Here is a 23,374-nt window from a genome sequence, read left to right as displayed (position 1 = left end):
TTCAGTCTCTAGTTCACATTAATTCTGAACCCTGAAAACGGACAGCAAAGATACTATTAAAAATTCTATCTTTACCTCCGTTAAAAAATAACAAAACCTATGCCATTTGTTATTTTGTCAGTATGCTAACTTCTGTAATTTGAAAATATACCGCCTGAAATGAAATTCGCACTTATAAAGGAACGCAAAAACCCACCAGATCGCCGAGTTGTACTTACACCAAATGCTGCCAAACAGCTAGTCGATTCGTTTCCTGAAGGAACTCTCGTCGCTGAAAGCTCTGATGTACGTGTTTTTAAAGATGCGGAGTATGCGAAAATGGGAATTGAAGTGGTAAATGATGTTCAAGATTGTGACGTATTATTAGGTGTAAAAGAAGTACCAATTGATGCGCTAATTCCTAATAAAAAGTACTTTTTCTTTTCTCATACTATCAAAAAACAGCCCTATAATAGAAAGTTATTACAAGCTATTTTAGATAAGAATATTGAGTTGTATGATCATGAGGTAATTACTGGGGAGAGTGGTAAGCGTTTAGTGGCATTTGGGCGATATGCCGGAATCGTTGGTGCGTATAACGGGCTCAGAGCCTATGGTTTGAAGTTCAATTTGTTCAACATGCCAAAAGCTGAAACACTTGAGAACCAGCAGGCATTAATTGATGAACAGAATAAGATCAAACTTCCTAATATTAAAATTCTACTTACCGGTAGAGGACGTGTTGGAAATGGCGCACGAGAAATGCTCGATGGAATGAATATGAAGCGGGTAACAGTCAAAGAGTATTTAGAAAAGGATTTTAACGAATCGGTATATTGTCAAATTGATGCATCGGAGTACAATAAACGTAAAGATGGTGTAAGAGGGAATAAGCAAGACTTCTTCGCGAATCCTGAGGAGTATAAATCGAACTTTTTTCGTTTTGCCAAGGTAACAGATTTTTATATTGCCGGTCATTTCTATGGTGATGGTGCGCCGTATTTATATACACGTGATGATGCGAAGCATCCAGATTTTAAAATCAAGGTAGTAGCGGATGTTAGTTGTGATATTGATGGCCCTGTCGCGACAACGATAAAGCCGTCTACAATTGCTGATCCTATTTACGGTTATGATCCTGTTACAGAAAAAGAAGTTGATTTTATGAATGATACTGCCATTGCAGTAATGGCAGTTGATAATTTACCTTGCGAACTACCTCGAGATGCGAGCGATGGTTTTGGTGATGCGTTTCTTAAACATGTCATTCCGGCTTTCTTTGATGGCGATAAAAATGGCATTTTAGAAAGGGCCAGAATGACCAAAAAAGGGAAGTTGACTAAACGGTATTCGTACCTTCAAGATTATGTTGATGGTAAATAAAAACAGGTACAAAGCGAACTTTATACCTGTTTCTTAAGTTTTGTAGTCAAAAATTACTTATTCTGCACTGTAATGATTGTGCCTACTCTCATATCTTGCAAAGTAGTTTCGACAGCTGCATAGTGCTGTTCACCTTCAAATAACTTCAATTTCTTATCTTCATTTTCTACTTGGTTAAAACCTATTTTTTCAAGTTCGTTTCCAAATAGTAGTGATTTATGATTAAAAGAAATATATCGAATGGTCTCATTTTGTTTAACTTTCACAGCTAAACTTTTTTTCTCGTTGATCCAAACAGAATCTTGTTTGTCAAACCTCCAAGAATAACTAATTTCATTTAGACTTTTACCCACCTCATGATTTTCTTTGTTAATCAAATTCATAAGATCTTCGGGAGTTATATCTCGACTTTCTATTCCAGTGTAACTAGCAATGTCCGAGTCAGAAGTAAGTATTTCTATCAAAGAAGGATTCTTTTTTGAATAAACGAGTTGAACCTTTTGACCTTTGTAAAGGTTGTCAAATTCACTTTCAGACACACCTTCACTAACCCGCATAGCTTGACCAGTTTTGGTTTTAAATTTCACGGTGACAGAATATGTTCCACCTCGTCTTGATTCGTATGCCTTGCCGTCGACAATAACACCTTTTACAGTGATACCATCTTCTTTTAGTTCAGCTCGTTCACTAGCACTAAAATGCATATTGAATACCAATAACATGATAATAGCTGGAACAACAAAGAATGGTGTAATACTATGTCTCCAATCTGTCTTAGACTTGTCTTTTGTATTCAACTCATCAAAACTTTCAAAATTGACAATAGACTGCAAAAGAAAAATCGTGAAGAATATTGCTCCAATCGTCGATATGATAAATGGCGAAACATTATAAATATTTGTAGGTATTAAAAAATAAAATATTACAAATGTTATTACCGTAAGTGCGATCCAAAGTATACGTCGAAGTTTTCCTTGAGCCGTTTTGTGTATCGCTGTAGCCTCCTCAATTATTTCTGCTATCGAAACATCATCTAAGCCTTTTTTCTTAAGATGATTTTTTATTTGATATTGATACTGCGACTTCTTCAGCAGTTTGATGGCTTCATCAATATGCCTTTTTTTATTTAAATCCATACTACTAATCTAGTTTTGAGAAAAAGAAGTGTCAGGTTGTGTCATCTCGTTAATTATTCCTTTTAAATGAGATGCCGACATATCTAATGCTTGAGACATTTTGGCAATCATATCTAATTCAGATTGGTCAACATTCCCGTCCGATGCCGCTACAGAGATAGCACATTTAATAATGATTTCCTTACCGTGCTCATTTAGCGATGGTGCTACTCTTTTAAGATAAGTAGTGACATCTTGATTTTCATTTTTCACCTCGGTAATTAGATTATCTAGATCACTCATAGCAATATCATTATGACCAAACTTATTGATGATAGACAGTACTTGTACTTTTTCATTTTGATCAATTTCACCATCAGCAAGCATCATCATTACCATAGAATGGCGTATAGCTTTTTGATAAATAGACATAAATTCATCTCTATTTGTTGACGGATTGTCTATTATTCTAGTAACGAAAGTGCCTTTACAACTACCGCATTCTACATACTCACCTTTGTTTCCTAGTGGGATTAATGGAATAAAGTAAAGCGTGAAAAATTGAGTTACCTTACGGTGTCTATACGGTTTGTTCTGTTCGCATTGTGGGCAATTAAAATGCCCTGATTTTACGGTAGATTTAATACCAGTTGTTCCAAAAATGATCATGGTAAGTAATTTTTAAGATTAGAAAATTTGGGTTCTTTAGTTTTGAAAAAGCACTTATTTAGCAAAAAGTAGGGTTGTAAGTAGGCCAATAAGAGCGTTGTTCTTTTTGTCAGTTTGTACTGTTTCGAAAAGAGAAATTAGATTTTTCATGGGTTTTGGTTTGGAGCTGACTAGCAGCTTATTCCTTAATAGAACAATAATTAACCAAAAAACCCTACTTGTCAGTATTTTATAGTCTCATTTCTAACCAAGGAGAAATCGGGTTTTTACAAAGAAAAATGATAGAATAAGGTGTATTCAGTTAATGGATAAAAAAAGGCATGGACGTTAATCCATGCCCAAGGCAAGGTCGGGGAATCAATCCTCATTGGAGGGTTGAAATACGTAACCTAGCCCGTAATTGTCAAGGGGGTATAAATATTTTGTAAGCATTTATGGTAGCTTATTTGGCGAAATACGCCAAAAACAATCAAATTCTGTATAGCAAGACTCCTATTAAAAGTAGACAAGGCAAAATTTTCTATTTTTCAACCATTTATAAAAAGTAGACAGTTGTCTTAAATAATTGTATTAGAGGGATTCATGATTGTATAGAGAGTAGTCTTAATCAAACTTCAACTTTCACCAAAAAGGAAAGTAAATCATCTTCACGCTCAAGATCCAGTTTCTTTCTAAGGCGATATCGAGCGGTTTTGACACTTTCAGGGGAGATACCCAATATACCTGAGCATTCTTTTATTGTTAAATTGAGTCTAGTAAGTGCGGCCACCTTCAAATCATTTGCGCTCAGATTCGGAAACTCATGTTTTAGTTTTTTTAGAAAATCGGTATGGACTTGTTCAAAATGGATTTTAAAATCGTTCCAGTTTTTATCAAGGTTTTGTTGTTGCTTTACAATATTCTCTAGTTGGTCTAATGCTAATACTTTCGTTTTTGCAGAAGTGAGTTTTATCTCCTTTATAATGTTTTGCAGTTTTTCTAAAAACTCATTTTTTTGAATAAAGTTGAGGGCATAAGATGTCAATTCTTTGTTTTTAAAATGCAATTGCTGTTCAAGCTCCTTTTGTTTTAACAATTGATTCTCAATTTCACTTTGATTAATTCGCTGATTAGATTCGTGCAACAATAATTGCTTTTTGTTCTTTATTCGTAAACTTCGCGTTAGTAATAGACCCAATAGTGTAATGATAAATAATCCAATACCAAGTATCCATTGAATAATTTGAAAATCTTTCTTTTCTAGATACATAAATTCTAGTTCATCATCCTTTTTCTTAATAGTATCTTGAAACTCAAACTCAGCAAGTTGTTTGGACTTATTGGTGTCATAAATTGAATCTTTTAAGGCAACGTATTCCTCAAAATACTCGATAGATTCTTGAAATTTTCCTTCTTCCTTTTTAATGGACTGTAATTCCTCGTAGGTGTCTAACTTGAGCTTGCGTAAATTTTTCTTTTCGGCAAGTTTTAATGCGATAGTCAGATGCTGTTCTGCTACTTCATATTTCTTTTTATTGCGTTGTAGTTTGCTGAAAAGTAGTAAGTTTCCGATTAGCGCATTGTTGTCTTTAATTATTTGACTGTTAATGATAGACTCTTCTATGTAGCATCCTGCGAGCTCATATTCACCCTTATTAATATGTAGTTTTGCCAACAAGTTATTCGTTTCTACAATGCCTCTAATATTTTTGCTTTGATCATAAATGTTTAGTGCGTCATGTAAGATGTTCTCGGCTTCATTTAGATCCTTTTTCTCGATAAGTACACTTGATATTTTAGTGTATGTATTCGCAATTAATTCCTTAAGATTAAGCTCCTCAAAATGCGATTTGGCATTTGAATACAATTCTATGGCTTTGTCATATTCACCAATTTCAGCATAAACCAATCCCATATTTATATAACATCTAGCAATGCCATCATGGTCAAGAAGCTGTTCATAAACTTGTTTTGCCGAGTTAAGATTTACAAGAGTGGGTTTTAACTCTCTTATTGACCAATATGATAGCCCCATAAGTAGTCGCGCTTCTGCTTGTTCTTTTCGAAAATTGAATTTTGAAGCTTCATTTAGCGCAGTTTTCCCAAATTCTAAAGATTGATTCGAATCTGCTTCTAGGCATTCATTGCCTAATCGAATAAGCTTGCAGATTTTTTCTTTACCCGAAAGTTGACTTTCGATAGAAGTACTTCCAGAATTACTTGGGGGTTCTTGTCCGCTTATACTATATAGGCATAGTACAAGCAAAATCAGTAAAAAACGATAATGCATGGTTTAGGTGGTGTGTACCACCAATTTAAAACAAATCACACGAAGGATTGTAAAACAATCTATATGATGAGTTAAAGCGTCGTTTAAATGGAATTTACAATTTCTATTCCCTCTTATTACTCAACTACAAAGGTTAAATCAAAACCGATACATCTTTAAAAAAGAAATCAGTCAATCTTTATTACTTTTCGGTAGAGATAATATGCAAGCAGTATCGACCCACCGAAGAGTAAACTAAAGATCCATGTGTTAACATTGCCTAGACTTTTTGTGGCTAGACTTATTAGTTTTAGGGGGTTTGTGATTACTTCCCAGCTATTTAGTCGTACAAAGCGACCTAAATACACCCCATAACCGCTAAGCAAACAACAGGCCATAATAATAAATTGACATGAACCAAGCGTGAAATGCCATTTAAGACTTTCATGAATAAGGACAAGAGAGTACAACCCCATTTGCAAACCCGCTAGAGCAAAACTTCCGATTAATATAAAATCATACCATAATGGCATTTGTGACCAGCCTTCAAGATGAATAAAATCGGTTATGATATATGGGGCATTCGGAAAAAACACCAACCATACTAAAAAGATAAGAGCAAATAATAGTGGTTTTTGCCAACGCTCTTTCCTAATTAATACTAGAGCGCAAAATAACGGAACAGTTGCCAAAATTATATTCGATACCAGAAAAAGAAATAATGATGATTTTGTAATGTAAAGCCGGATTCCTAGGAAGAGGAAACCTATTACCAGCGGTACTGATAACTGCTTTATAATTGAGGTTTTATTTAAAAAAAGTGTGTTCATTTTTTATTGATTTAAATGATGAATTAATTGAATAATATCCAGACATAGCTTATCGCAATTGGGATGTTAATGAGTATTGCAAGTGCCGTTTTTAGTAACCGCTGTGTATATGGTTTAAAAAGAAATGCACCAATGAATAATAGGAAAACCATGGTGCTGTTTACTATTACAGCACCTAGCACAAACAGTAATCCTAATCGAAATACTTCATCGGAGGGCGCCGTCAGGTAAGCAGTGAAAAACAAGGTGCCTATTACGAAGCTTGCTAGGCCGATATATTTGCTCATATATTCAAGCTGTATTGGCCAAAAAAGTGCTTCTTTATCCATTTTGCCAATCAATTTTACGTGATACATACATTACAATTGCTAGAATGACAAATAAGCCAATGCTGCCAACTAGTAGTGCATAACTCTCTAGTTGAATGATGGTGAAAATAAATGCATAGAGCGCTGTTAAGGATGCTAGAACGAACATGGGAAACTTGATGTTTTTCAAGATTGATCTTGAGTATAAAGTGATCAAAGCGATTACTGAAATTCCGGCAATTAGGTATGCTTTTAAAAAGCTGCTATGCTCCGATATTGAAATGAGCAGGGTGTAAAACATCGTTAGTGCTAAGCCAATCATTAAATATTGAAACGGGTGGATATTAATCTTGCTTAATGTTTGTATTAAAAAGAAAATGAGAAAAGTTAGTGCGATTACTAAAAAACCATATTTTGCTGATCGTTCACTTTTTTGATACTCGTCTACTGGAATCATAAAATTTACACCAGAAGCATATTCATTCAGGTCAGGAATATAATTGAAGGTTTGTTGTGCAAATGGCCTGTTAAGATCGAGTACTTTCCACTTGGCATCAAAGCCGTTGTCAGTAATTTTATCTGGATTGTTTGGCAGAAATTCACCTATGAAATTTGCAGTTTTCCAATCTGATTTTAGATTGGCTGTGGTTTCCTTTCCAACAGGCACAAATCGAATTTGCTTGCTGCCATTAATGTTTAAATCAATTGAAAAAGTTACTGCAGATTCTTTAGGGGTATCAGTATCTTTTAAAACTATACTACGTAGTGTGTGCATAGTGATATTATTCGGGTCATAATACCCCTGATTTTTCTTTCCTTCATACAATGATGAAAACGGATAGCGATTCGAATTAATATTAACTGCGACTTCATCGTTAACACCTTTTAGGTTAGATGTTTTAATGATCATTCGTGCTTTGTCCCAAACAATATCCTCGGGTGCAACTTCTTCTTCCGAAAAATCAAGATTTGCAAATGTTCCAGTTAATATAGTTTCACTTTGATAAACAGCAGTAGTATAAATTCCTCGACTTTTAGGTTCGGGATTTACGGTACCCTTAATATCTAAGGATTCAGGAAAGAAATAACCATACTTTATTTTTTCCTTGCGTTCGGTCTGCACTTTTTTAGTCTCTTGATCAGTATAGGTGGTCTCGATATACGTTTTATAAGGGACTTTAAGAAAAGGGCCGTAGATAAGAACCTCTTCTCCCCATTTGTCATTTATTTCTGATATTACTTCTTGTTGTCTTCCAGCACGTTCGCTAATAAGACTTTTAATGTAGGCAAGCGGAATTAGAAGTACTACGATGAGTAATCCCACCATTAGCATACGCGCGGTTATTGATGTTTTTATCCAGTTACCAAACCGGCTACCTTGATTGTTTGATGATGTATGTTCCATGTTTTATAGATTTATAAGTGTGATATATGATTTTAAAAAAATTGCTCGTCTTAAGTCCACAATGGAGATGTTTAAAAGTTTTTTGAAATCGAAATGATAGAAGCTATTAGCCCGTTTTCCCTTTATGTATGACCTGATATAGTAGGTCATATAATCTGGTAAAATGATGGTGCCTAGAATGAGGACAGCAAATAAGTACAGGCTGCGCTTGCCATTACCAAAACATAGGTATTGAAGTGCTATTTCATCTTCAACTTGCGTACCGTAACCAGTAAGTACATGATAACAATCATGACGTTCTACTTTGGGGATTAATTCGAAATTGTTTTTATCTAAAAATGTTCCAAGATGGTACCCGAATGAATTCTTGGGGTAGTGCAACAGGTCTTTTTTATAAAAGCCCCAAGGTGTATTACTTTTAAAATACTTGGTATATATTTTTTCTGAATGCTCAAAGAGCCAGATGATAAGTTGTTTTCTTTTTGTTCTCATAGCCATAAAGTACTTTGTATTTCAAAGTAATAGAATAAAAAAAATGATTCTATTTCCCGATGAGCTTTTCTAAAGCTTCAATATGTTTTTTAAAAGCAGCACGTCCTAATGGGGTAGCGCTGTATTTTGTATTTGGTTTTCGGTCTATAAATGACTTTTCTACTTTAATATATTCCTCTTTTTCTAGAGCCTTGGCGTGGCTTGCTAGATTACCATCAGTTACATCCAGCAACTCTTTCAACATTTTAAAATCGGCATATTCGTTGACCATTAAGATCGACATAATGCCCAATCGTATTCGGTGGTCAAAAGCTTTATTTATGTTATTTATTAGTCCCATATTTATTTCCGCGCAGACGGAAATCCCTATTTACGTTCATATTTAAAATACATCATCGTCCCATAAATAATATGCATAATGCCAAAACCAACAACCCATAGCCAGAATCCGTATCCAGGATAGATCGCACAAATTAAACCGAGCCCAATCTCTATATATCCTAGATATCTAATATCACCAATACTGTATTTTGATGCATTGACAAGTGCTAAACCATAAAAAATAAGCATAAGCGCTCCGCTTTGCCCATATTTTTGTTGATTAAGTATGATTAATATATAAAGACCACCGGCAACCAAGGGAATGAGGAAATTAAAAACAAGTCGTCTTGAACTAGAATCCCATACTTTCTCACCATTCTTTTTAGCTTTTCTATTCGTTAGAAAAATGGCAGTTAAAATACTTAGTACTGCTACGAGTATAAGATCGAGCATTACCAATTGAAAGACACGCCCGTTTAAAATAAGATATTCTCTACCGGAATTTATAACTAACCAATAAGCTACTCCGGCACCTATAAGCGCGTATACACCCGCCAGTATTCCTGATAATCCGCTTAACGAAATAAAGCGGGATGACCTTGTCATCATTTCTTTTATATCAGATATGTCCTTTATATAATCCTTTGACTCCATATTAAAAGTACTTTGAAATACAAAGTAAATAATAAAATTTTAAAATAATGCCTTTTCGGTCTTATTTTTTTTGAGTTAACTTCGTTGCGTTTTTATTTTCTTAAATAAATGAACCCCGCTGAACGCTATATTTTAGAACAACCCGAGCCATTTCGATCAGTCCTGCTTCATGTCCAAGCCACGATTGAAAACTTGTTTGATGAAGTAGAGCTGAAATATAAATACAGAATCCCATTTTACTACTTTGGGAAACGACCTTTTTGCTACTTAAATCATACCAAAGACTATGTTGATATTGGGTTTTGGAATGCAGGATACATTACTGTCCATTTAGAGCATTTGATCACTGCTAATCGGAAGGTCATGAAATCACTTAGGTATAGAACCCTTGAAGAAATCGATCAGACTATTTTAGAGGAAGTGCTACAAAATGCTTTCGATGTACGGGACAAAAAATTCTACTAACGGGCATTTTTACTGTGTTTTTCCCCTCTTATTCCTAGAATAATCCCTTGTAAAACACCTTTTATTTCCTTGAGTTATCTCGTTGATATTCAGTGATATTTGTGCCATTAATCTTTAAACCAAAAACCATGTCACAAAATCATCACGGAATGCAGGTGAATCCTGGACAAGAATTTCTTTGCTACCACGATTCAATAAGTAAGGAGCGAGAAGGTCGATTTGGCCGAATTTTCAAAAACCATCCACCGCTATGGGTCAATCCTAATGTGCTTATTGAGTTAGGTAAGGTTGCTGGCCCGATGGACGAAGGTAATAATGCAGAAACGACGGACAATGTTCCTTTAGGAATGATCTATCTCGGGCAATTTATTGATCATGACATTACATTAGATACCACTTCTTCGGTAAACCGAGTAAACAACCCCAATGAGATTGAAAACTTTAGAACCCCAGCTTTAGACCTCGATTGTATTTTTGGTGAAGGACCAGAAGATGAGCCTTTTCTTTACGAGAGTGGATCACTGAGACTACTAACAGGAGAAACGAATAACAATATTGGTCAAGGTCCGGATCTTGAAAAGCATGACTTGGCAAGAAACGGACAGGGGAGAGCTATGATTGGGGATCCGCGTAATGACGAAAACCGAATAGTATCGCAATTGCAATTGGCATTTATTCGTTTTTATAATGAGGTATATAATGATGTAGAAGCCGCTAATCCTGGACATTCTGCCAAAGAGAATTACGAAGAGGCACGGCAACTAGCGACTTGGCATTATCAATGGGTAGTTGTTAACGAATTTTTACCAACTATTGCCGGCGAAGTTGCTGTGGACAATATATTAGGAAAAGGTAGAAAATGGTATTGCCCATCCGGCAGATCATTCATACCCGTTGAGTTCTCGGTTGCATCCTACCGCTTTGGTCATTCTATGATCACTCAAGAAGTAACTCTTCAAAATGGTGGCGCAACTCATGATTTGTTTTCGTCTTCCGTAGGTCGTGGTTTTACTAGATTGGCTGATGAAGATCAGGTGGTACATTGGGAACGTTTCTTTGATTTTGACGGTACATACCAGCGTTCTGGAAAAATGGATACACAAATGGCAAGTACTTTGCTAGCTTTACCGTTTTTGCCACCACAAACTCCGGCAGCGATGAAATCGTTGGCAACTAGAAATCTATTAAGAGGACAGAGTTTCTTGTTACCTTCAGGCGAATTCGTAGCCGAAAAAATTGGAAGATCACAAGCAGAGATCGATCAGGTAAAGGCCTTTGTGAAGAACCAGATTCAAGCAAATAATATTGATCTTGATTATGGTATTCCGTTATGGTATTATATTCTTGCCGAGGCCGAGGTAATTGGTCGTGAAGACAAATCAGGATTCAATCCAGGTGAAGGTCTTGGCCCAGTAGGAGCTACCTTAACATGTGAAGTGCTACTTGGCTTATTAGAATTAGATTCACATTCTTATCTTGGAGCTGATCGCAACTGGTTGCCAACCTTAGGTACTAATGGTGACTTTAAAATGAAAGATTTGTTAGAGAAGTCATTGGCATCTGTGATGCAGCCTGCTTAGGTCTGGACTGCGCTCGACCATATACATAAAAATTGATAATCAAAAAAGCCCTGACATTTGTCAGGGCTTTTCCTATTTGAATTAGCCAGATTATTATAATTAAATAACCTTATTCTTTTTTCTTACTCTCATCACCTTTGTTGGTGGTGTCGTACATAATTGGCGTTGCAATAAACATCGATGAGTATGTACCTACAATAACACCTACAATTAATGCGAACATGAATCCGCGAATTGATTCACCACCAAATATAAAGATCGATAGTAACACTACCAAAGTAGTAAGTGACGTGTTCAAGGTTCTACTAAGCGTACTGTTTAATGCGCTGTTTACAATTTTAGAATATTTCCAAGAACTGTGCTCATCTGCAAACTCACGAATACGGTCAAATACAACCACCGTATCATTCAACGAGTAACCAATTACGGTCAAGATTGCTGCAATAAAGGCTTGGTCAATTTCCATATTAAATGGCATTATTTTCCATGTAAGTGAGAAGATACCCAACACGATTAATACATCATGGAATACTGCCGCAACAGCACCTAAGCTAAATTGCCATTTTCTAAATCGGAACAAGATGTACAGGAATACAACAAATAACGATCCGAATACAGCGTAAATTGAATTTCTCCAAAGGTCATCAGCAATTGTAGGACTCACCTTAAAGGTTCTCATGATTCCTATTTTGGCTGTGTTTGTATTATCCTCACCTGGCTTAAACGACTGGTACGTCATACCGTCAGGTAAATAACTCTGTACGGCTTGGAATAGTTTCTCTTGAATTTCTTCATCAACTTCAAGACCTACTTCATCAACTTTGTATTTTGTAGTAATCTTTAACTGATTGGCCGCACCAAAGGTCTTTACCTCGGCACTTTCAAAAGCTGCGATTACATTTTCTTTTACTTCTTCAGCATTCACTGCATCAGCAAAACGCACTTGGAACGATCGTCCACCTGCAAAATCAACACCCTCATTCAATTTGTTTCCAAAGAATAAAGAGAATGCACAAACCGCCATAATAACACCAGAAATGATGTAAGCTACTTTACGCTTATTGATAAAGTTGATATTCATGTTTCTAAACAGATTCTTAGTAATCGATGTTGAGAAATCAAGTGATTTACCTTTACCTAAATACCAATCAATTAATAAACGTGTAATAAAGATTGCTGTAAATAATGAAGTTAAGATACCAATGATTAAGGTAGTTGCGAAACCTTTAATTGGTCCACTACCAAAAACAAATAAGATCAATGCTGTTAGACCAGTAGTAATGTTCGCATCAACAATTGATGACATTGCACCTTTCCAGCTAAATGCATATTCAACAGCTTGTTTATTTCCTTTTCCTTTTACGAGCTCTTCACGTACACGCTCAAACAATAGTACGTTTGCATCTACCGACATACCAATTGTTAATACAATACCTGCAATACCAGGTAAGGTAAGTACAGCTCCAAAGCTTACCAGAACACCAAAGATTAATACGATGTTTAAGGCGAGTGCTACATCTGCAAATAATCCCGCTTTACCGTAATAGAAAACCATCCAAAGTAATACAACAGCTAAGGCAATTAAGAATGACATTAAACCACTGTCAATTGCCTCTTGTCCTAATGATGGACCTACTACTTCATAAGAAATAAGATCAGCTTTTGCAGGAAGTTTACCAGCACGTAATACGTTAGCAAGATCGACTGCTTCGTTAAGTGTAAACTGACCAAAAATTTGTGTACTACCTCCAGCAATCGCACCATTAGAACGGGGTGCTGAATAGACAATATTATCTAAAACTACTGCTATGAAGCCTTGATCTTCAAATACTTGTCCTGTTAGTTTTTCCCATGCTTTAGACCCCACAGTATTCATTTGCATAGAGACTGCAGGCTTTCCTCGTTGGTCAAAAGACTGTGATGCATCAACAACAACACCACCACTTAAAGGTGGTTTCTTATCACGATTAGATGCCAAAGCAAATAACTCAACAACTTCCGAGTTTTCTTCGGTTTTACCCCAAGCAAATTTGGTATATTTTAATTCTTTGTCCAGTAATTGTGTAATTTCTGGCATTCGCAGATATGCACCTATTTTTGCAGTATCCTTGATTGCAGCGCTACCAATACCTGCACCATAAGGAGAGTATTGGAAAACATCAAAAAGCGGATTTGCTTGCGGAGTACTGACAGAGTCTTGAGTAACGCCTCCTAAAAGTGAATCGATCTCAGATTTTTCTTCTTCAATGATTTCTTCGGCAGTTTTAGGCTGCATTTCTAGCAACTTAGCGTTTGCACTTACAACAAAGTTTTGATATAAAGCTGCTTTCGCCGTTGGCCAAAATTCTAATTGAGCAGTGCTTCGAAGTAATCCGGTTGCACGATCAATATCTTTAACTCCAGGAAGCTGAACGATAATCCGACCAGACTTTCCCTCACGTTGTATGTTTGGTTGTGTGACACCAAATTGATCAATACGTTTACGTAATACTTCGTTTGCAGATACAATTGCTTCATCAATTTTTGTACGAATTTTGCCTTGTACAACATCATTACTATCGCCAGCATTAACGGTACCATATAATTCCTTTGTTGCGAAAATATCAGGATCAGAAAGTCCGATAGAACCTGCTGCTACTTCTTCAAATGCTTCAAAGAAAGACTCTACATAAGGATCAGATGAAGACTTTTGTAATTCGTCAGCCCTTTCTAAAGCTGCATTGAAATTTGGTTCTTTTGTATTGTTAGCAAGACCTTTTAAAATGTCTTTTACAGAAATCTGTAGTGTAACATCGATACCACCTTTAAGGTCAAGACCTTTGTTAAGCTCTAGTTGTTTTACCTCGTTGTAGGTATAGTCTGCGATACCAATACTGTAAACTTTCTTACTTCCGATAGAATCAAGATATTTAATTTCGATGCTATCGCGCTTTGCTAAATATCCATCAACATTATCGGCAATTTTGCTTACTGCGAAATCCTCTGCTTCACCTTCAACCTTACTACTTACAAAAGTGAATGACAACTGATAAATACTTACCAGGGTAAACAAGATAGCAAATAGCCGAACGAGTCCCTTATTTTGCATGTTTTACGTTATTATATTACTGTGATTTTTTTAAAACGAGCAAATATATTATTTCAATCAAGAATACCCAATTATTTTGGGGTTTAAGTGGGGATTTTAAAACAATATTATTTGATTGGCAAGATAGTCTATTATGCTATTAGAATCAATCCTTATAACAAAGGCTACAAAAAGAATGATTTTGGCTAGATTTTTTCCCGATTTAATAGAAACAAAAAAGGCTACATTAATGTAGCCTTTTTCTAAAATATGTTTAGAATGCCTTAAGCGTCTAGCAACCCATTTGTTGCTTTAACACCAGCAGCACTTTCCTGCATTTTAGCTTTTTCAGCATCAGTTAATTCGATCTCAACGATTTTCTCGATACCATTTTTCCCTAATAAAACAGGAACACCAATACAAAGATCATTCAGACCATATTCTCCTTCAAGTAAGGTAGAACATGGAAACATTTTCTTTTGATCGCATGCAATTGCTTGAACCAAACCGCTTACTGCAGCACCTGGAGCGTACCATGCACTTGTTCCTAATAATTTGGTTAATGTAGCACCACCAACCTTTGTGTCTTCTAATACTTGATTCAATCTATCTTCTGATAAGAACTCTGAAGCTAATACACTGTTTCTTGTAGCTAGTCTAGTTAAAGGTACCATACCTTTATCACTATGTCCACCAATTACCATTCCATCAACATCTGAAATAGGAGCTTCTAAAGCTTCTGCTAAACGGTACTTAAAACGAGCACTATCTAAGGCACCACCCATACCGATAATTCGGTTTTTAGGCAGGCCTGTTACTTTATGTGCTAAGTAAGTCATCGTATCCATAGGATTACTAACTACGATTAAGATGACATCTGGAGAATGTTTTACCAAGTTTTCAGAAACCGTTTTAACAATACCGGCATTAATTCCAATCAATTCCTCACGAGTCATGCCTGGTTTACGTGGAATCCCGCTTGTAATTACCGCGATATGACTACCAGCAGTTTTTGTGTAATCACCAGTTGTTCCTGTGATTTTAGTATCGAATCCGTTTAAAGAGGCCGTTTGCATTAGGTCCATTGCTTTTCCTTCAGCATAACCTTCTTTAATGTCGACTAAAACAACTTCTGAAGCAAAATCTTTGATTGCAATATACTCAGCGCAACTAGCTCCTACAGCACCTGCACCTACAACGGTAACTTTCATATTATATACTTTAAATTTATTTTTTGAACTGAGTCGCAAAGCTAAGAAATTGCTGACAAAAAAAATGAGATTTTCATTGATTGTTCACAGAGATTTAATCAATAAAAAAGTCCACCTAAAAAGATGGACTTTCAATGTATTTATTTGAATGCGATTATGCGTCGATATTCGCATATTTTGCATTTTTCTCAATAAACTCTCGTCTAGGCGGTACTTCATCACCCATAAGCATTGAGAAAATTCTGTCGGCTTCACTACCACTGTCTATTGTTACTTGTCTAAGTGTTCTGAATTCAGGATTCATTGTAGTTTCCCAAAGTTGTTCTGCATTCATCTCACCAAGACCTTTGTAGCGTTGAATAGTCGCAGTACCACCCATATTTTGATTGATCATATCACGCTGATCATCATTCCAAGCATATTCCTTTTTCTGACCTTTTTTAACCAAGTATAATGGTGGTGTTGCGATATATATATGACCGTTCTCAATCAGCTCGCGCATATAACGGAAGAAGAATGTTAAGATTAAGGTTTCAATATGACTACCATCGACATCGGCATCACACATGATCACTACTTTATGATATCTAAGTTTAGATAGATTCAATGCTTTACTATCCTCTTCTGTACCGATTGTAACACCTAGCGCAGTAAACATGTTTTTGATCTCTTCATTTTCAAAAACCTTGTGTTGCATTGCTTTTTCAACGTTCAAAATCTTACCACGTAATGGTAAAATTGCCTGAAACATTCGGTTGCGTCCCATTTTTGCAGTACCACCCGCCGAGTCACCCTCAACAAGAAATATTTCGCATTGAGCAGGATCAGTCTCGGAACAGTCACTTAATTTTCCAGGGAGACCACCAATACTCATGACCGTTTTGCGTTGTACCATTTCACGTGCTTTGGTAGCAGCGTGACGCGCTTGCGCGGCAAGAATTACTTTTTGTACAATGGTTTTTGCATCATTAGGGTTTTCCTCTAAATAATCGGTCAACATTTCTGATACCGCTTGACTTACAGCTGAGCTTACTTCGCGGTTCCCTAATTTTGTTTTTGTCTGACCTTCAAACTGAGGTTCAGCTACTTTTACCGAAACAATTGCCGTAAGACCTTCGCGGAAATCATCTCCCGCAATATCAAACTTCAATTTGTCTAACATTCCTGAATTATCCGCATACTTTTTTAGCGTATGGGTCAGTCCACGGCGAAAACCAGATAAATGTGTTCCACCTTCATGGGTATTAATGTTATTTACGTAAGAGTGAAGATTCTCAGTGTAAGAAGTATTGTAAACCATTGCTACTTCAACCGGGATCCCATTTTTTTCACCTTCCATTGCAATTACACCGGCGGTCAATTGCTCTCTGGTACTATCTAGATATCGAACAAATTCAGGAAGTCCTTCCGTACTGTGAAAATCTTCGCGTACGAATTCCCCTTTTTCATCCTTATTTCGCTTATCAGTAATCGAAATCTTAATTCCTTTATTTAAAAAGGAAAGCTCTCTTAGACGAGTTGCGAGTGTATCGTAATTATATTCAGTTGTTTGTGAAAAGATGGTGTTGTCTGGCGTAAAGGTTACTTCAGTACCATTATCATCAGTGTCGCCAACAGCCTTTACTGGATAAAGCGTTTTCCCTTTTTCATATTCCTGTTCCCAGATTTTCCCATCTTTAAAAACGGTTGCTTTTAAATGGTTAGAAAGTGCGTTTACACAGGAAACACCTACACCGTGAAGTCCACCAGAAACCTTGTAAGAATCTTTATCGAACTTACCACCAGCACCAATTTTGGTCATTACGACCTCTAAGGCAGAAACACCTTCTTTTTTGTGAATTCCAACTGGAATACCACGACCGTTATCACGAACGGTGATTGAATTATCTTCATTGATCCAAACGTCGATGGCATCACAATAGCCAGCCATCGCCTCATCGATCGAGTTATCTACTACTTCATAAACCAAGTGGTGCAAACCACGAACTCCTACATCACCAATATACATGGATGGACGCATACGTACGTGCTCCATACCCTCTAACGCCTGAATACTATCGGCGGAATAATTGTGTTTTTTCTCTTCTTTATTTTCTTCGCTCATAAAATTGAGTTTGGGTTTGTGTTTTCTATAGTTTCTGTTGTGCAAAAACCATGCAAAATTTGTTTAAAAAATCCCAAAATTTCGCTAACAAGCAAATATAGCAAAATAGGCTTCATAGCCTAGTATTTATAGGTGTTTGAAGTGGTAAGTTATTAACAAAAAATTGTGGAAAAACAGACTTGTTTTTAGGATGGTCAAAAAGATGCCAAATTGGCGTTATACAGATACTTCCTGAGCGAGAATTTTGTCTATTAATTCTTGTTTTTTGGTGGTGTTATCTCCATATAACCATTGCAATACATTATCCTCCCAAATTGCGTCGCATTCTTCTGCAGTAAAAATGCCACGTTCTTTGGCTAGATCGAGGATTTTTCCTGGATAGGATGATTGCGGTTCACTTTCCATTTCTCCTAGCGGATAAGGATCATCTAAGCCCATGACAATTTGTTTGGAAGTTTGATTTTCGGCCAATAATTTTAATGATCCTGTATCGTGAACCAAGGTGTCGAAAAATATATTTGGATGCCCGACTGCGGTTCTTGGGTGCGCTTTACCTTCAAAAAGATCGGGTCGACCATCAAATCCTTGAATACGGCGTCCGAGATTGATTTGAGCAAGTTGCCCGCCATGGGCGAAGCAAACACGCATATTAGGATATTTATCCTGATAGCCATTTAGTGTCAAAAAATGATATGCATCTGCACATTGTGCCAGCATCCATATCAAGTGAAAACGCCAGCTTGTATTTTCAAGGAGTATAAATTTTTCACCATCATAAGGGTGAATTTCTACTGCTAAACCGTAGTTGTCAGCTGCTTCAAAAATTCGTTCATTCTCTTCATCAAAAATGCATCGCCAAGTGCCTATAGTGTCCATATAATGCGTTGGTAGGCATAGTAAACTCATACCAAGTTCTTCAACACATCGTTCGATTTCCCATACTGCACCGCGTCCATATCCAGGATGTACTACAAAACCAGTTGTAAATTTTGAAGGGTTTTCATGTTGAATACGGGCATTGAAATCATTCTGAAATCGTAATGCTTGTTTCATTTCTTCTAAACGAAGTCCGTTTCCGTAGAGTTGTGAAAGATTGAGTACGACAGCATGATCAATCTTGTAACGTTCCATCCATTCCAACTTCTCATTTAAAAAGAAACTAGAATCGGTGACAGGCCGTTTCCAGCCTTTTTGCAGCATAAACTTGCGCTCATCATCCACCCAAAAAATCTCTTTATCCTTCATGAATTTCGGAATTTCATGCGGATAGGGCAGGAGGTGCGAATGACCGTTAATGCGAAGTTTACGTTTCATGTTTGTTGATTAAGTAATCCAATAAAGATATTAAACTTTAAGTTTAATTTGGTTAAGATTACTTTAATTCCTTAGTAGTAATTTTTAAAGTGATTTGGTCCGCCCGCCATCAACAGGAAGATTAATGCCGTTTACATAGCCTGCGGCTTCACTTGCTAAAAAGGCGATGGCATTAGCGGTTTCTTCAGGTTGAGCGAAACGCCTAGCGGGAATGCCTGATTTCATTGTATTGGCAATTTCTTCAGATGTTTTTCCTGTTTTTTCTGCTTTGTTATTGATAATTTGAGTTAGCCGTTCGGTTTCTGTAGCACCGGGTAACACATTGTTGACCGTAATACCAAATTCACCAAGTTCATTGGCAAGTGTTTTTGACCAATTGCCAACAGCGCCTCTAATAGTATTAGAAACCCCCAAATCGGGCAAGGGTTGTTTTACTGATGTGGAAATGACATTAATGATACGACCATAGCCAACTTCTTTCATCTTGGGGACTACCGCTTGCACTAATAAATGATTACATTTTAGGTGCTGGGTAAAGGCACTCTCAAAGTCACTAATTTTTGCACTGTACACTGGACCACCAGCTGGACCACCAGTGTTATTAATAAGAATGTGAACAGCCTTTAATCCGTGCAATTTTATCAATACTTTTTGTTGCAATTCCTCAGGATCCCTAAAATCTGCTACGATATAACTGTGATGTTGATTGTTGTTCGGTAGTAAGGCTAAAACACTCTTTAATTTCTGTTCGTTTCTTGCTACCAATATGACATTTGCACCTAGTTTAGCTAATTGTATCGCTGTTGCTTTTCCGATGCCTTGAGTGCTGCCACAGACTAAGGCGTTTTTGTTATTTAGATCTAAATTCATTTTTTAGATATTTGAATTAAGAATCAGGATACAGACATGATGTTCCTTTCTTGATTCTTTATGTCTTGTTTCTAGTATTTAATACACACATTCTTCGTCTCGGTAAAAAATCGCAGTGCTTCGAAGCCACCTTCTCGACCGACTCCGCTATTTTTTACTCCACCAAAAGGAGTGCGAAGATCTCGCATCATCCAAGTGTTTACCCAAACAATACCACTTTGTAGTGCCTTTGTCATTCGCATTGTGCGTTTTAGGTCGTTGGTCCACAAAGTGGTTGATAAACCATAAATAGTATCGTTTGCCATTTTTAAAACTTCGTCTTCATTTTTAAAAGGCATTATGGTAACTACAGGGCCAAAAATTTCCTCTTGATTTAGTTTACATGAATTACTTTCAACTTCAATAATTGTCGGGTTTAGGTAGTAACCATCTTCCAAACCGGAAACCGTTATTTTTTCTCCTCCATACAAAATGCTTCCTCCTTCTTTATCTGCGGATGCTATGTAAGTTATTACCTTATCTAAATGTTCTTTAGATACTAATGCACCGAGATCAGAATTACTGTCGGCTGGATCTCCGACCTTTAACTGACTTACTTTTTGGATAAAATCGGCTTTGAATTTTTCGTAAATGCGCTCTTCAATAAAGATTCGTGAACCGCATAAACATATTTGCCCTTGATTAGAAAAGGAAGATCTTACCGTAGTACTTAACATCTCATCATAGTCACAATCAGCAAAAATGATATTTGGGTTTTTTCCACCTAATTCAAGAGATAGTTTCTTGAATTTTGGAGCGGCAACAGATGCGATATGAGCTCCTGTTTTTGTGCCACCAGTAAATGAAATGGCTTTTATTTGTGAATGTTCAATAATAGCTTGACCTGTTGATGAGCCTTTCCCATGAACAATATTTAGCACTCCTTTTGGTAATCCAGCTTTATTGCAAATTTCTCCAAGTAAATAAGCAGTCATTGGCGTTACCTCGCTGGGTTTTGCAATTACACAGTTACCAGTTGCGATTGCTGGCGCGATTTTCCATGTGAATAAATACAAAGGCAGATTCCAGGGAGAGATACAGCCAACAACACCCAATGGTTGTCTTAGGGTATAATTTATTGCGTTTTGACCAATACTTTCATGCGACTCACTAGCGAATTGTGTTATGGCATGCCCAAAAAACCGAAAGTTGCTTGCAGCTCTCGGGATATCAACAGATTTTGCTAGATTAACAGGTTTTCCATTGTCTTTGCTTTCTGCTTTAGCTAGTAAATCAATTTGAGATTCAATTCTGTCTGCAATTTTTAAAAGAATAGCACTACGCTCATCAATATTGGTATTAGACCATTGCTTAAATGCTTTTTCAGCTGCATCAACCGCTGTTTCAATATCTTTTGATGAAGAATCAGGGATTTTACCATACACTTCACCATTCGCTGGACAATAGTTATCTATCCAATTATTATCAACTGGATTTATATATTCGCCATTTATGAAGTTTTGTATGGTCATGTTTTTCAACGTTTCTAAATTCTAAACTGGCTTATAAGCCATCACTTTAATCTCAACTACTAAATCGGGATGTGGTAATTGATGCACGGCAACTGTTGTTCTGGCTGGACCGGTTTCTGAATTAAAAAACTCTGCATAGGCTTTATTGTATCCTGCAAAGTCATTCATATTAACTAGAAAAGAGGTGACATCAACCACATCGGCTAGAGTAGCGCCTTCATTTCCTAAATTTTTCTCGATATTGTTTATGACTTCACGTGTTTGGACTTCAATATTTAGTCGCTTCGTTCCCATCTCATCAATGATATCAACTCCAGCGATAGTATTGTCTGCACGGCGTGAACTGGTTCCAGAAACAAAAATAAAATCGCCAACTCTCTTTGTATGCGGGTAAGCGCCTCGGGGCGTAACTTTCTTTTCTTCCATTAGTTATTCTTTTAATTCGGCTATACGGTCATGCTTTAAAATGGTATTGGTTACTTCTTGTACCCTTTTTAAAGCGTCGGCAAGTACTTCTTTTGACATATTATCTTTAATTTCAATATCACCATCAGCAATCATATTTAAAATTGCTTCATCCTGAGCGCGACCTTTTATCATGGCTTCTCGATAACCTATATGTTCATTAAAAGTCACCAAGGAATATTTTGAGGAATAGTCTTTTGGAAATTGGTCTTCAAGAGCCATTTCCAATTTTCTTTTTTCCTGAAAAATCGGATTTGCGACATGATCTTTCATCTCATGAAAATTGTCAATAGCAAGATCGGCAATTGCATCAGTATCTTTTTTTCGACGTTTTTGATAGGCTTTAAAAACTGCTTCCCAACTTTCATGCTCTTCATCTAATACTGCATCAAATTCAACTACATCTTCAAAAGAAGCATTCATGCCTTGACCGTAAAAAGGTACTATGGCATGGGCACTATCACCCATTAATAATGTATTGCCTTTATAATGCCATGGTGAGCATTTTATCGTGCCCAATGGAGCTGTCGGATTTTCAAAAAAGTCCTCGACCAAATTGGGCATAATCTCTAAAGCATCTGGAAATTCCTTTTTAAAGAATTCAGTAACGATTTCTGGATTGGTGAGATTGTTAAAATTGTATTCACCTTCTTCATAACTTAAAAACAAGGTAACGGTAAAGCTGCCATCTAGATTTGGTAGCGCGATAATCATAAAATCACCTCTTGGCCAAATATGTAAGGCATTTTTATAGGTTTTATAACCTCCGTTTTCGGTAGGAAGGATGCTTAATTCTTTGTACCCATGAGTAAGGTAGTTTTGTGAAAAACTAAATAAGAATTTACGTTCTAAATAATAGCTTTTCCGTAATGCTGATCCGGCACCGTCCGTGGCGATAATAACATCTGCCGTTTGGGTAAACTCAGATTTTGTATTGTAATTTTTAAAATAGGCCTTGGTATTTTCAAAGTCTACCTTCTTACATGAGGTATTAAAATGAACATTCACTTTAGGGTGTTTCTCTGCTTCGTCTAATAACAATGCATTAAGATCACCCCGAGAAATCGAGTTGATATATTCATAATCACGGCCGCTGTAGTTGGACAAGAATGTATTACCTTCTTTATCATGAATCATACGCCCATTCATCGGGATGCATAATTCTTTTACTTTTTCTTCAAGGTCGACCAATTTCATGCCTTTATTTCCTCGATCTGAAAAAGCTAGATTAATAGAACGTCCTGCGCTAATATCTACTTTACGCAGATCAGGTCGCTTTTCATAAACATTCACTGTAAAACCACGTTGACCTAAACGCAAAGCCAGCAAACTGCCACACAAGCCTGCACCAACAATTAATATGGTATCATCTTTTTTCATTCG

20 protein-coding genes are annotated in these 23,374 nt (G+C 36.6%); 3 read left to right on the top strand and 17 right to left on the bottom strand.

What is annotated here, in order from left to right:
- Window positions 1-159: 159 nt before the first annotated feature.
- Window positions 160-1,362, top strand: coding sequence for an NAD(P)-dependent oxidoreductase (locus GWK10_RS03530; RefSeq protein ID WP_164029511.1), 1,203 nt, complete (start codon window positions 160-162; stop codon window positions 1,360-1,362).
- A 53-nt stretch (window positions 1,363-1,415) separates the two neighbouring features.
- Here the strand turns inward: GWK10_RS03530 and GWK10_RS03525 are convergent, their stop codons facing one another.
- From GWK10_RS03525 to GWK10_RS03485, 9 genes are all read right to left on the bottom strand, one after another.
- Complete coding sequence (locus GWK10_RS03525; RefSeq protein WP_164029510.1) at window positions 1,416-2,498, bottom strand: DUF3592 domain-containing protein; 1,083 nt, start codon at window positions 2,496-2,498, stop codon at window positions 1,416-1,418.
- Between the two features lie 9 nt (window positions 2,499-2,507).
- Complete coding sequence (locus tag GWK10_RS03520; protein WP_164029509.1) at window positions 2,508-3,146, bottom strand: TerB family tellurite resistance protein; 639 nt, start codon at window positions 3,144-3,146, stop codon at window positions 2,508-2,510.
- 607 nt (window positions 3,147-3,753) lie between these two features.
- Complete coding sequence (locus tag GWK10_RS03515; RefSeq protein ID WP_164029508.1) at window positions 3,754-5,415, bottom strand: tetratricopeptide repeat protein; 1,662 nt, start codon at window positions 5,413-5,415, stop codon at window positions 3,754-3,756.
- 167 nt (window positions 5,416-5,582) lie between these two features.
- Window positions 5,583-6,224 carry a DUF1361 domain-containing protein gene (locus GWK10_RS03510; RefSeq protein ID WP_164029507.1) on the bottom strand — a complete coding sequence of 214 codons (642 nt, stop codon included), beginning with the start codon at window positions 6,222-6,224 and terminating at the stop codon, window positions 5,583-5,585.
- 23 nt (window positions 6,225-6,247) lie between these two features.
- The gene (locus GWK10_RS03505; RefSeq protein WP_164029506.1) at window positions 6,248-6,553 is read right to left on the bottom strand and encodes a hypothetical protein; all 306 of its coding nucleotides are present in this window, start codon (window positions 6,551-6,553) and stop codon (window positions 6,248-6,250) included.
- A complete protein-coding gene (gene creD, locus GWK10_RS03500; protein WP_164029505.1) occupies window positions 6,546-7,937 on the bottom strand; it encodes a cell envelope integrity protein CreD in 1,392 nt (463 codons plus the stop codon). The genes GWK10_RS03505 and creD overlap by 8 nt, the downstream gene beginning before the upstream one ends.
- Before the next feature lie 3 nt (window positions 7,938-7,940).
- Entirely contained in the window at window positions 7,941-8,429 is a 489-nt protein-coding gene (locus tag GWK10_RS03495) for a Coq4 family protein (protein WP_204263076.1), read from the bottom strand.
- A 49-nt stretch (window positions 8,430-8,478) separates the two neighbouring features.
- Window positions 8,479-8,769 (bottom strand): winged helix-turn-helix domain-containing protein, encoded by a 291-nt coding sequence (locus tag GWK10_RS03490; RefSeq protein WP_164029503.1) that lies wholly within the window; start codon window positions 8,767-8,769, stop codon window positions 8,479-8,481.
- Between the two features lie 26 nt (window positions 8,770-8,795).
- Window positions 8,796-9,404: a hypothetical protein gene (locus GWK10_RS03485; protein ID WP_164029502.1), complete on the bottom strand. Its 609-nt coding sequence runs from the start codon at window positions 9,402-9,404 to the stop codon at window positions 8,796-8,798.
- 108 nt (window positions 9,405-9,512) lie between these two features.
- On the opposite strand from GWK10_RS03485, the gene GWK10_RS03480 reads away from it, so the two are divergent.
- Together GWK10_RS03480 and GWK10_RS03475 are read left to right on the top strand one after the other, a co-directional pair.
- Window positions 9,513-9,869 (top strand): DUF1801 domain-containing protein, encoded by a 357-nt coding sequence (locus GWK10_RS03480; RefSeq protein ID WP_164029501.1) that lies wholly within the window; start codon window positions 9,513-9,515, stop codon window positions 9,867-9,869.
- Between the two features lie 128 nt (window positions 9,870-9,997).
- Complete coding sequence (locus tag GWK10_RS03475) at window positions 9,998-11,449, top strand: peroxidase family protein (RefSeq protein ID WP_164029500.1); 1,452 nt, start codon at window positions 9,998-10,000, stop codon at window positions 11,447-11,449.
- Between the two features lie 109 nt (window positions 11,450-11,558).
- On the opposite strand, the gene secDF is transcribed toward GWK10_RS03475, so the two are convergent.
- From secDF to GWK10_RS03435, 8 genes are all read right to left on the bottom strand, one after another.
- Window positions 11,559-14,537, bottom strand: coding sequence for a protein translocase subunit SecDF (gene secDF / locus GWK10_RS03470; RefSeq protein WP_164029499.1), 2,979 nt, complete (start codon window positions 14,535-14,537; stop codon window positions 11,559-11,561).
- 263 nt (window positions 14,538-14,800) lie between these two features.
- A complete protein-coding gene (gene mdh / locus GWK10_RS03465; RefSeq protein WP_164029498.1) occupies window positions 14,801-15,727 on the bottom strand; it encodes a malate dehydrogenase in 927 nt (308 codons plus the stop codon).
- Between the two features lie 154 nt (window positions 15,728-15,881).
- The gene (gene gyrB / locus GWK10_RS03460) at window positions 15,882-17,831 is read right to left on the bottom strand and encodes a DNA topoisomerase (ATP-hydrolyzing) subunit B (RefSeq protein ID WP_164029497.1); all 1,950 of its coding nucleotides are present in this window, start codon (window positions 17,829-17,831) and stop codon (window positions 15,882-15,884) included.
- Between the two features lie 216 nt (window positions 17,832-18,047).
- On the bottom strand, window positions 18,048-19,145 hold the full coding sequence (locus GWK10_RS03455; protein ID WP_164029496.1) for an amidohydrolase family protein: 1,098 nt from the start codon (window positions 19,143-19,145) through the stop codon (window positions 18,048-18,050).
- A gap of 84 nt (window positions 19,146-19,229) precedes the next feature.
- A complete protein-coding gene (locus tag GWK10_RS03450) occupies window positions 19,230-20,015 on the bottom strand; it encodes an SDR family oxidoreductase (RefSeq protein ID WP_164029495.1) in 786 nt (261 codons plus the stop codon).
- A 71-nt stretch (window positions 20,016-20,086) separates the two neighbouring features.
- Window positions 20,087-21,526, bottom strand: coding sequence for an aldehyde dehydrogenase (locus GWK10_RS03445; RefSeq protein ID WP_164029494.1), 1,440 nt, complete (start codon window positions 21,524-21,526; stop codon window positions 20,087-20,089).
- Window positions 21,527-21,547: 21 nt separating this feature from the next.
- Window positions 21,548-21,952, bottom strand: coding sequence for a RidA family protein (locus GWK10_RS03440; RefSeq protein WP_164029493.1), 405 nt, complete (start codon window positions 21,950-21,952; stop codon window positions 21,548-21,550).
- A gap of 3 nt (window positions 21,953-21,955) precedes the next feature.
- Complete coding sequence (locus GWK10_RS03435; protein ID WP_164029492.1) at window positions 21,956-23,371, bottom strand: FAD-dependent oxidoreductase; 1,416 nt, start codon at window positions 23,369-23,371, stop codon at window positions 21,956-21,958.
- Window positions 23,372-23,374: the final 3 nt, after the last annotated feature.

Source organism: Spongiivirga citrea (genome assembly GCF_010671565.1).
Classification (GTDB): Bacteria; Bacteroidota; Bacteroidia; order Flavobacteriales; family Flavobacteriaceae; genus Spongiivirga; species Spongiivirga citrea.
The sequence above is the reverse complement of the archived record's forward strand: the minus strand, read 5'-3'. Positions and strand labels throughout refer to the sequence as shown.

Coding starts and splice junctions, on each gene's coding strand:
- GWK10_RS03495 (WP_204263076.1), bottom strand. CDS start 8,429: ATGAGAACAAAAAGAAAACAACTTATCATCTGGCTCTTTGAGCATTCA.
- GWK10_RS03480 (WP_164029501.1), top strand. CDS start 9,513: ATGAACCCCGCTGAACGCTATATTTTAGAACAACCCGAGCCATTTCGA.
- GWK10_RS03510 (WP_164029507.1), bottom strand. CDS start 6,224: ATGAACACACTTTTTTTAAATAAAACCTCAATTATAAAGCAGTTATCA.
- GWK10_RS03515 (WP_164029508.1), bottom strand. CDS start 5,415: ATGCATTATCGTTTTTTACTGATTTTGCTTGTACTATGCCTATATAGT.
- secDF (WP_164029499.1), bottom strand. CDS start 14,537: ATGCAAAATAAGGGACTCGTTCGGCTATTTGCTATCTTGTTTACCCTG.
- GWK10_RS03445 (WP_164029494.1), bottom strand. CDS start 21,526: ATGACCATACAAAACTTCATAAATGGCGAATATATAAATCCAGTTGAT.
- GWK10_RS03450 (WP_164029495.1), bottom strand. CDS start 20,015: ATGAATTTAGATCTAAATAACAAAAACGCCTTAGTCTGTGGCAGCACT.
- mdh (WP_164029498.1), bottom strand. CDS start 15,727: ATGAAAGTTACCGTTGTAGGTGCAGGTGCTGTAGGAGCTAGTTGCGCT.
- GWK10_RS03485 (WP_164029502.1), bottom strand. CDS start 9,404: ATGGAGTCAAAGGATTATATAAAGGACATATCTGATATAAAAGAAATG.
- GWK10_RS03505 (WP_164029506.1), bottom strand. CDS start 6,553: ATGGATAAAGAAGCACTTTTTTGGCCAATACAGCTTGAATATATGAGC.
- GWK10_RS03490 (WP_164029503.1), bottom strand. CDS start 8,769: ATGGGACTAATAAATAACATAAATAAAGCTTTTGACCACCGAATACGA.
- GWK10_RS03525 (WP_164029510.1), bottom strand. CDS start 2,498: ATGGATTTAAATAAAAAAAGGCATATTGATGAAGCCATCAAACTGCTG.
- creD (WP_164029505.1), bottom strand. CDS start 7,937: ATGGAACATACATCATCAAACAATCAAGGTAGCCGGTTTGGTAACTGG.
- GWK10_RS03455 (WP_164029496.1), bottom strand. CDS start 19,145: ATGAAACGTAAACTTCGCATTAACGGTCATTCGCACCTCCTGCCCTAT.
- GWK10_RS03435 (WP_164029492.1), bottom strand. CDS start 23,371: ATGAAAAAAGATGATACCATATTAATTGTTGGTGCAGGCTTGTGTGGC.
- gyrB (WP_164029497.1), bottom strand. CDS start 17,831: ATGAGCGAAGAAAATAAAGAAGAGAAAAAACACAATTATTCCGCCGAT.
- GWK10_RS03475 (WP_164029500.1), top strand. CDS start 9,998: ATGTCACAAAATCATCACGGAATGCAGGTGAATCCTGGACAAGAATTT.
- GWK10_RS03530 (WP_164029511.1), top strand. CDS start 160: ATGAAATTCGCACTTATAAAGGAACGCAAAAACCCACCAGATCGCCGA.
- GWK10_RS03520 (WP_164029509.1), bottom strand. CDS start 3,146: ATGATCATTTTTGGAACAACTGGTATTAAATCTACCGTAAAATCAGGG.
- GWK10_RS03440 (WP_164029493.1), bottom strand. CDS start 21,952: ATGGAAGAAAAGAAAGTTACGCCCCGAGGCGCTTACCCGCATACAAAG.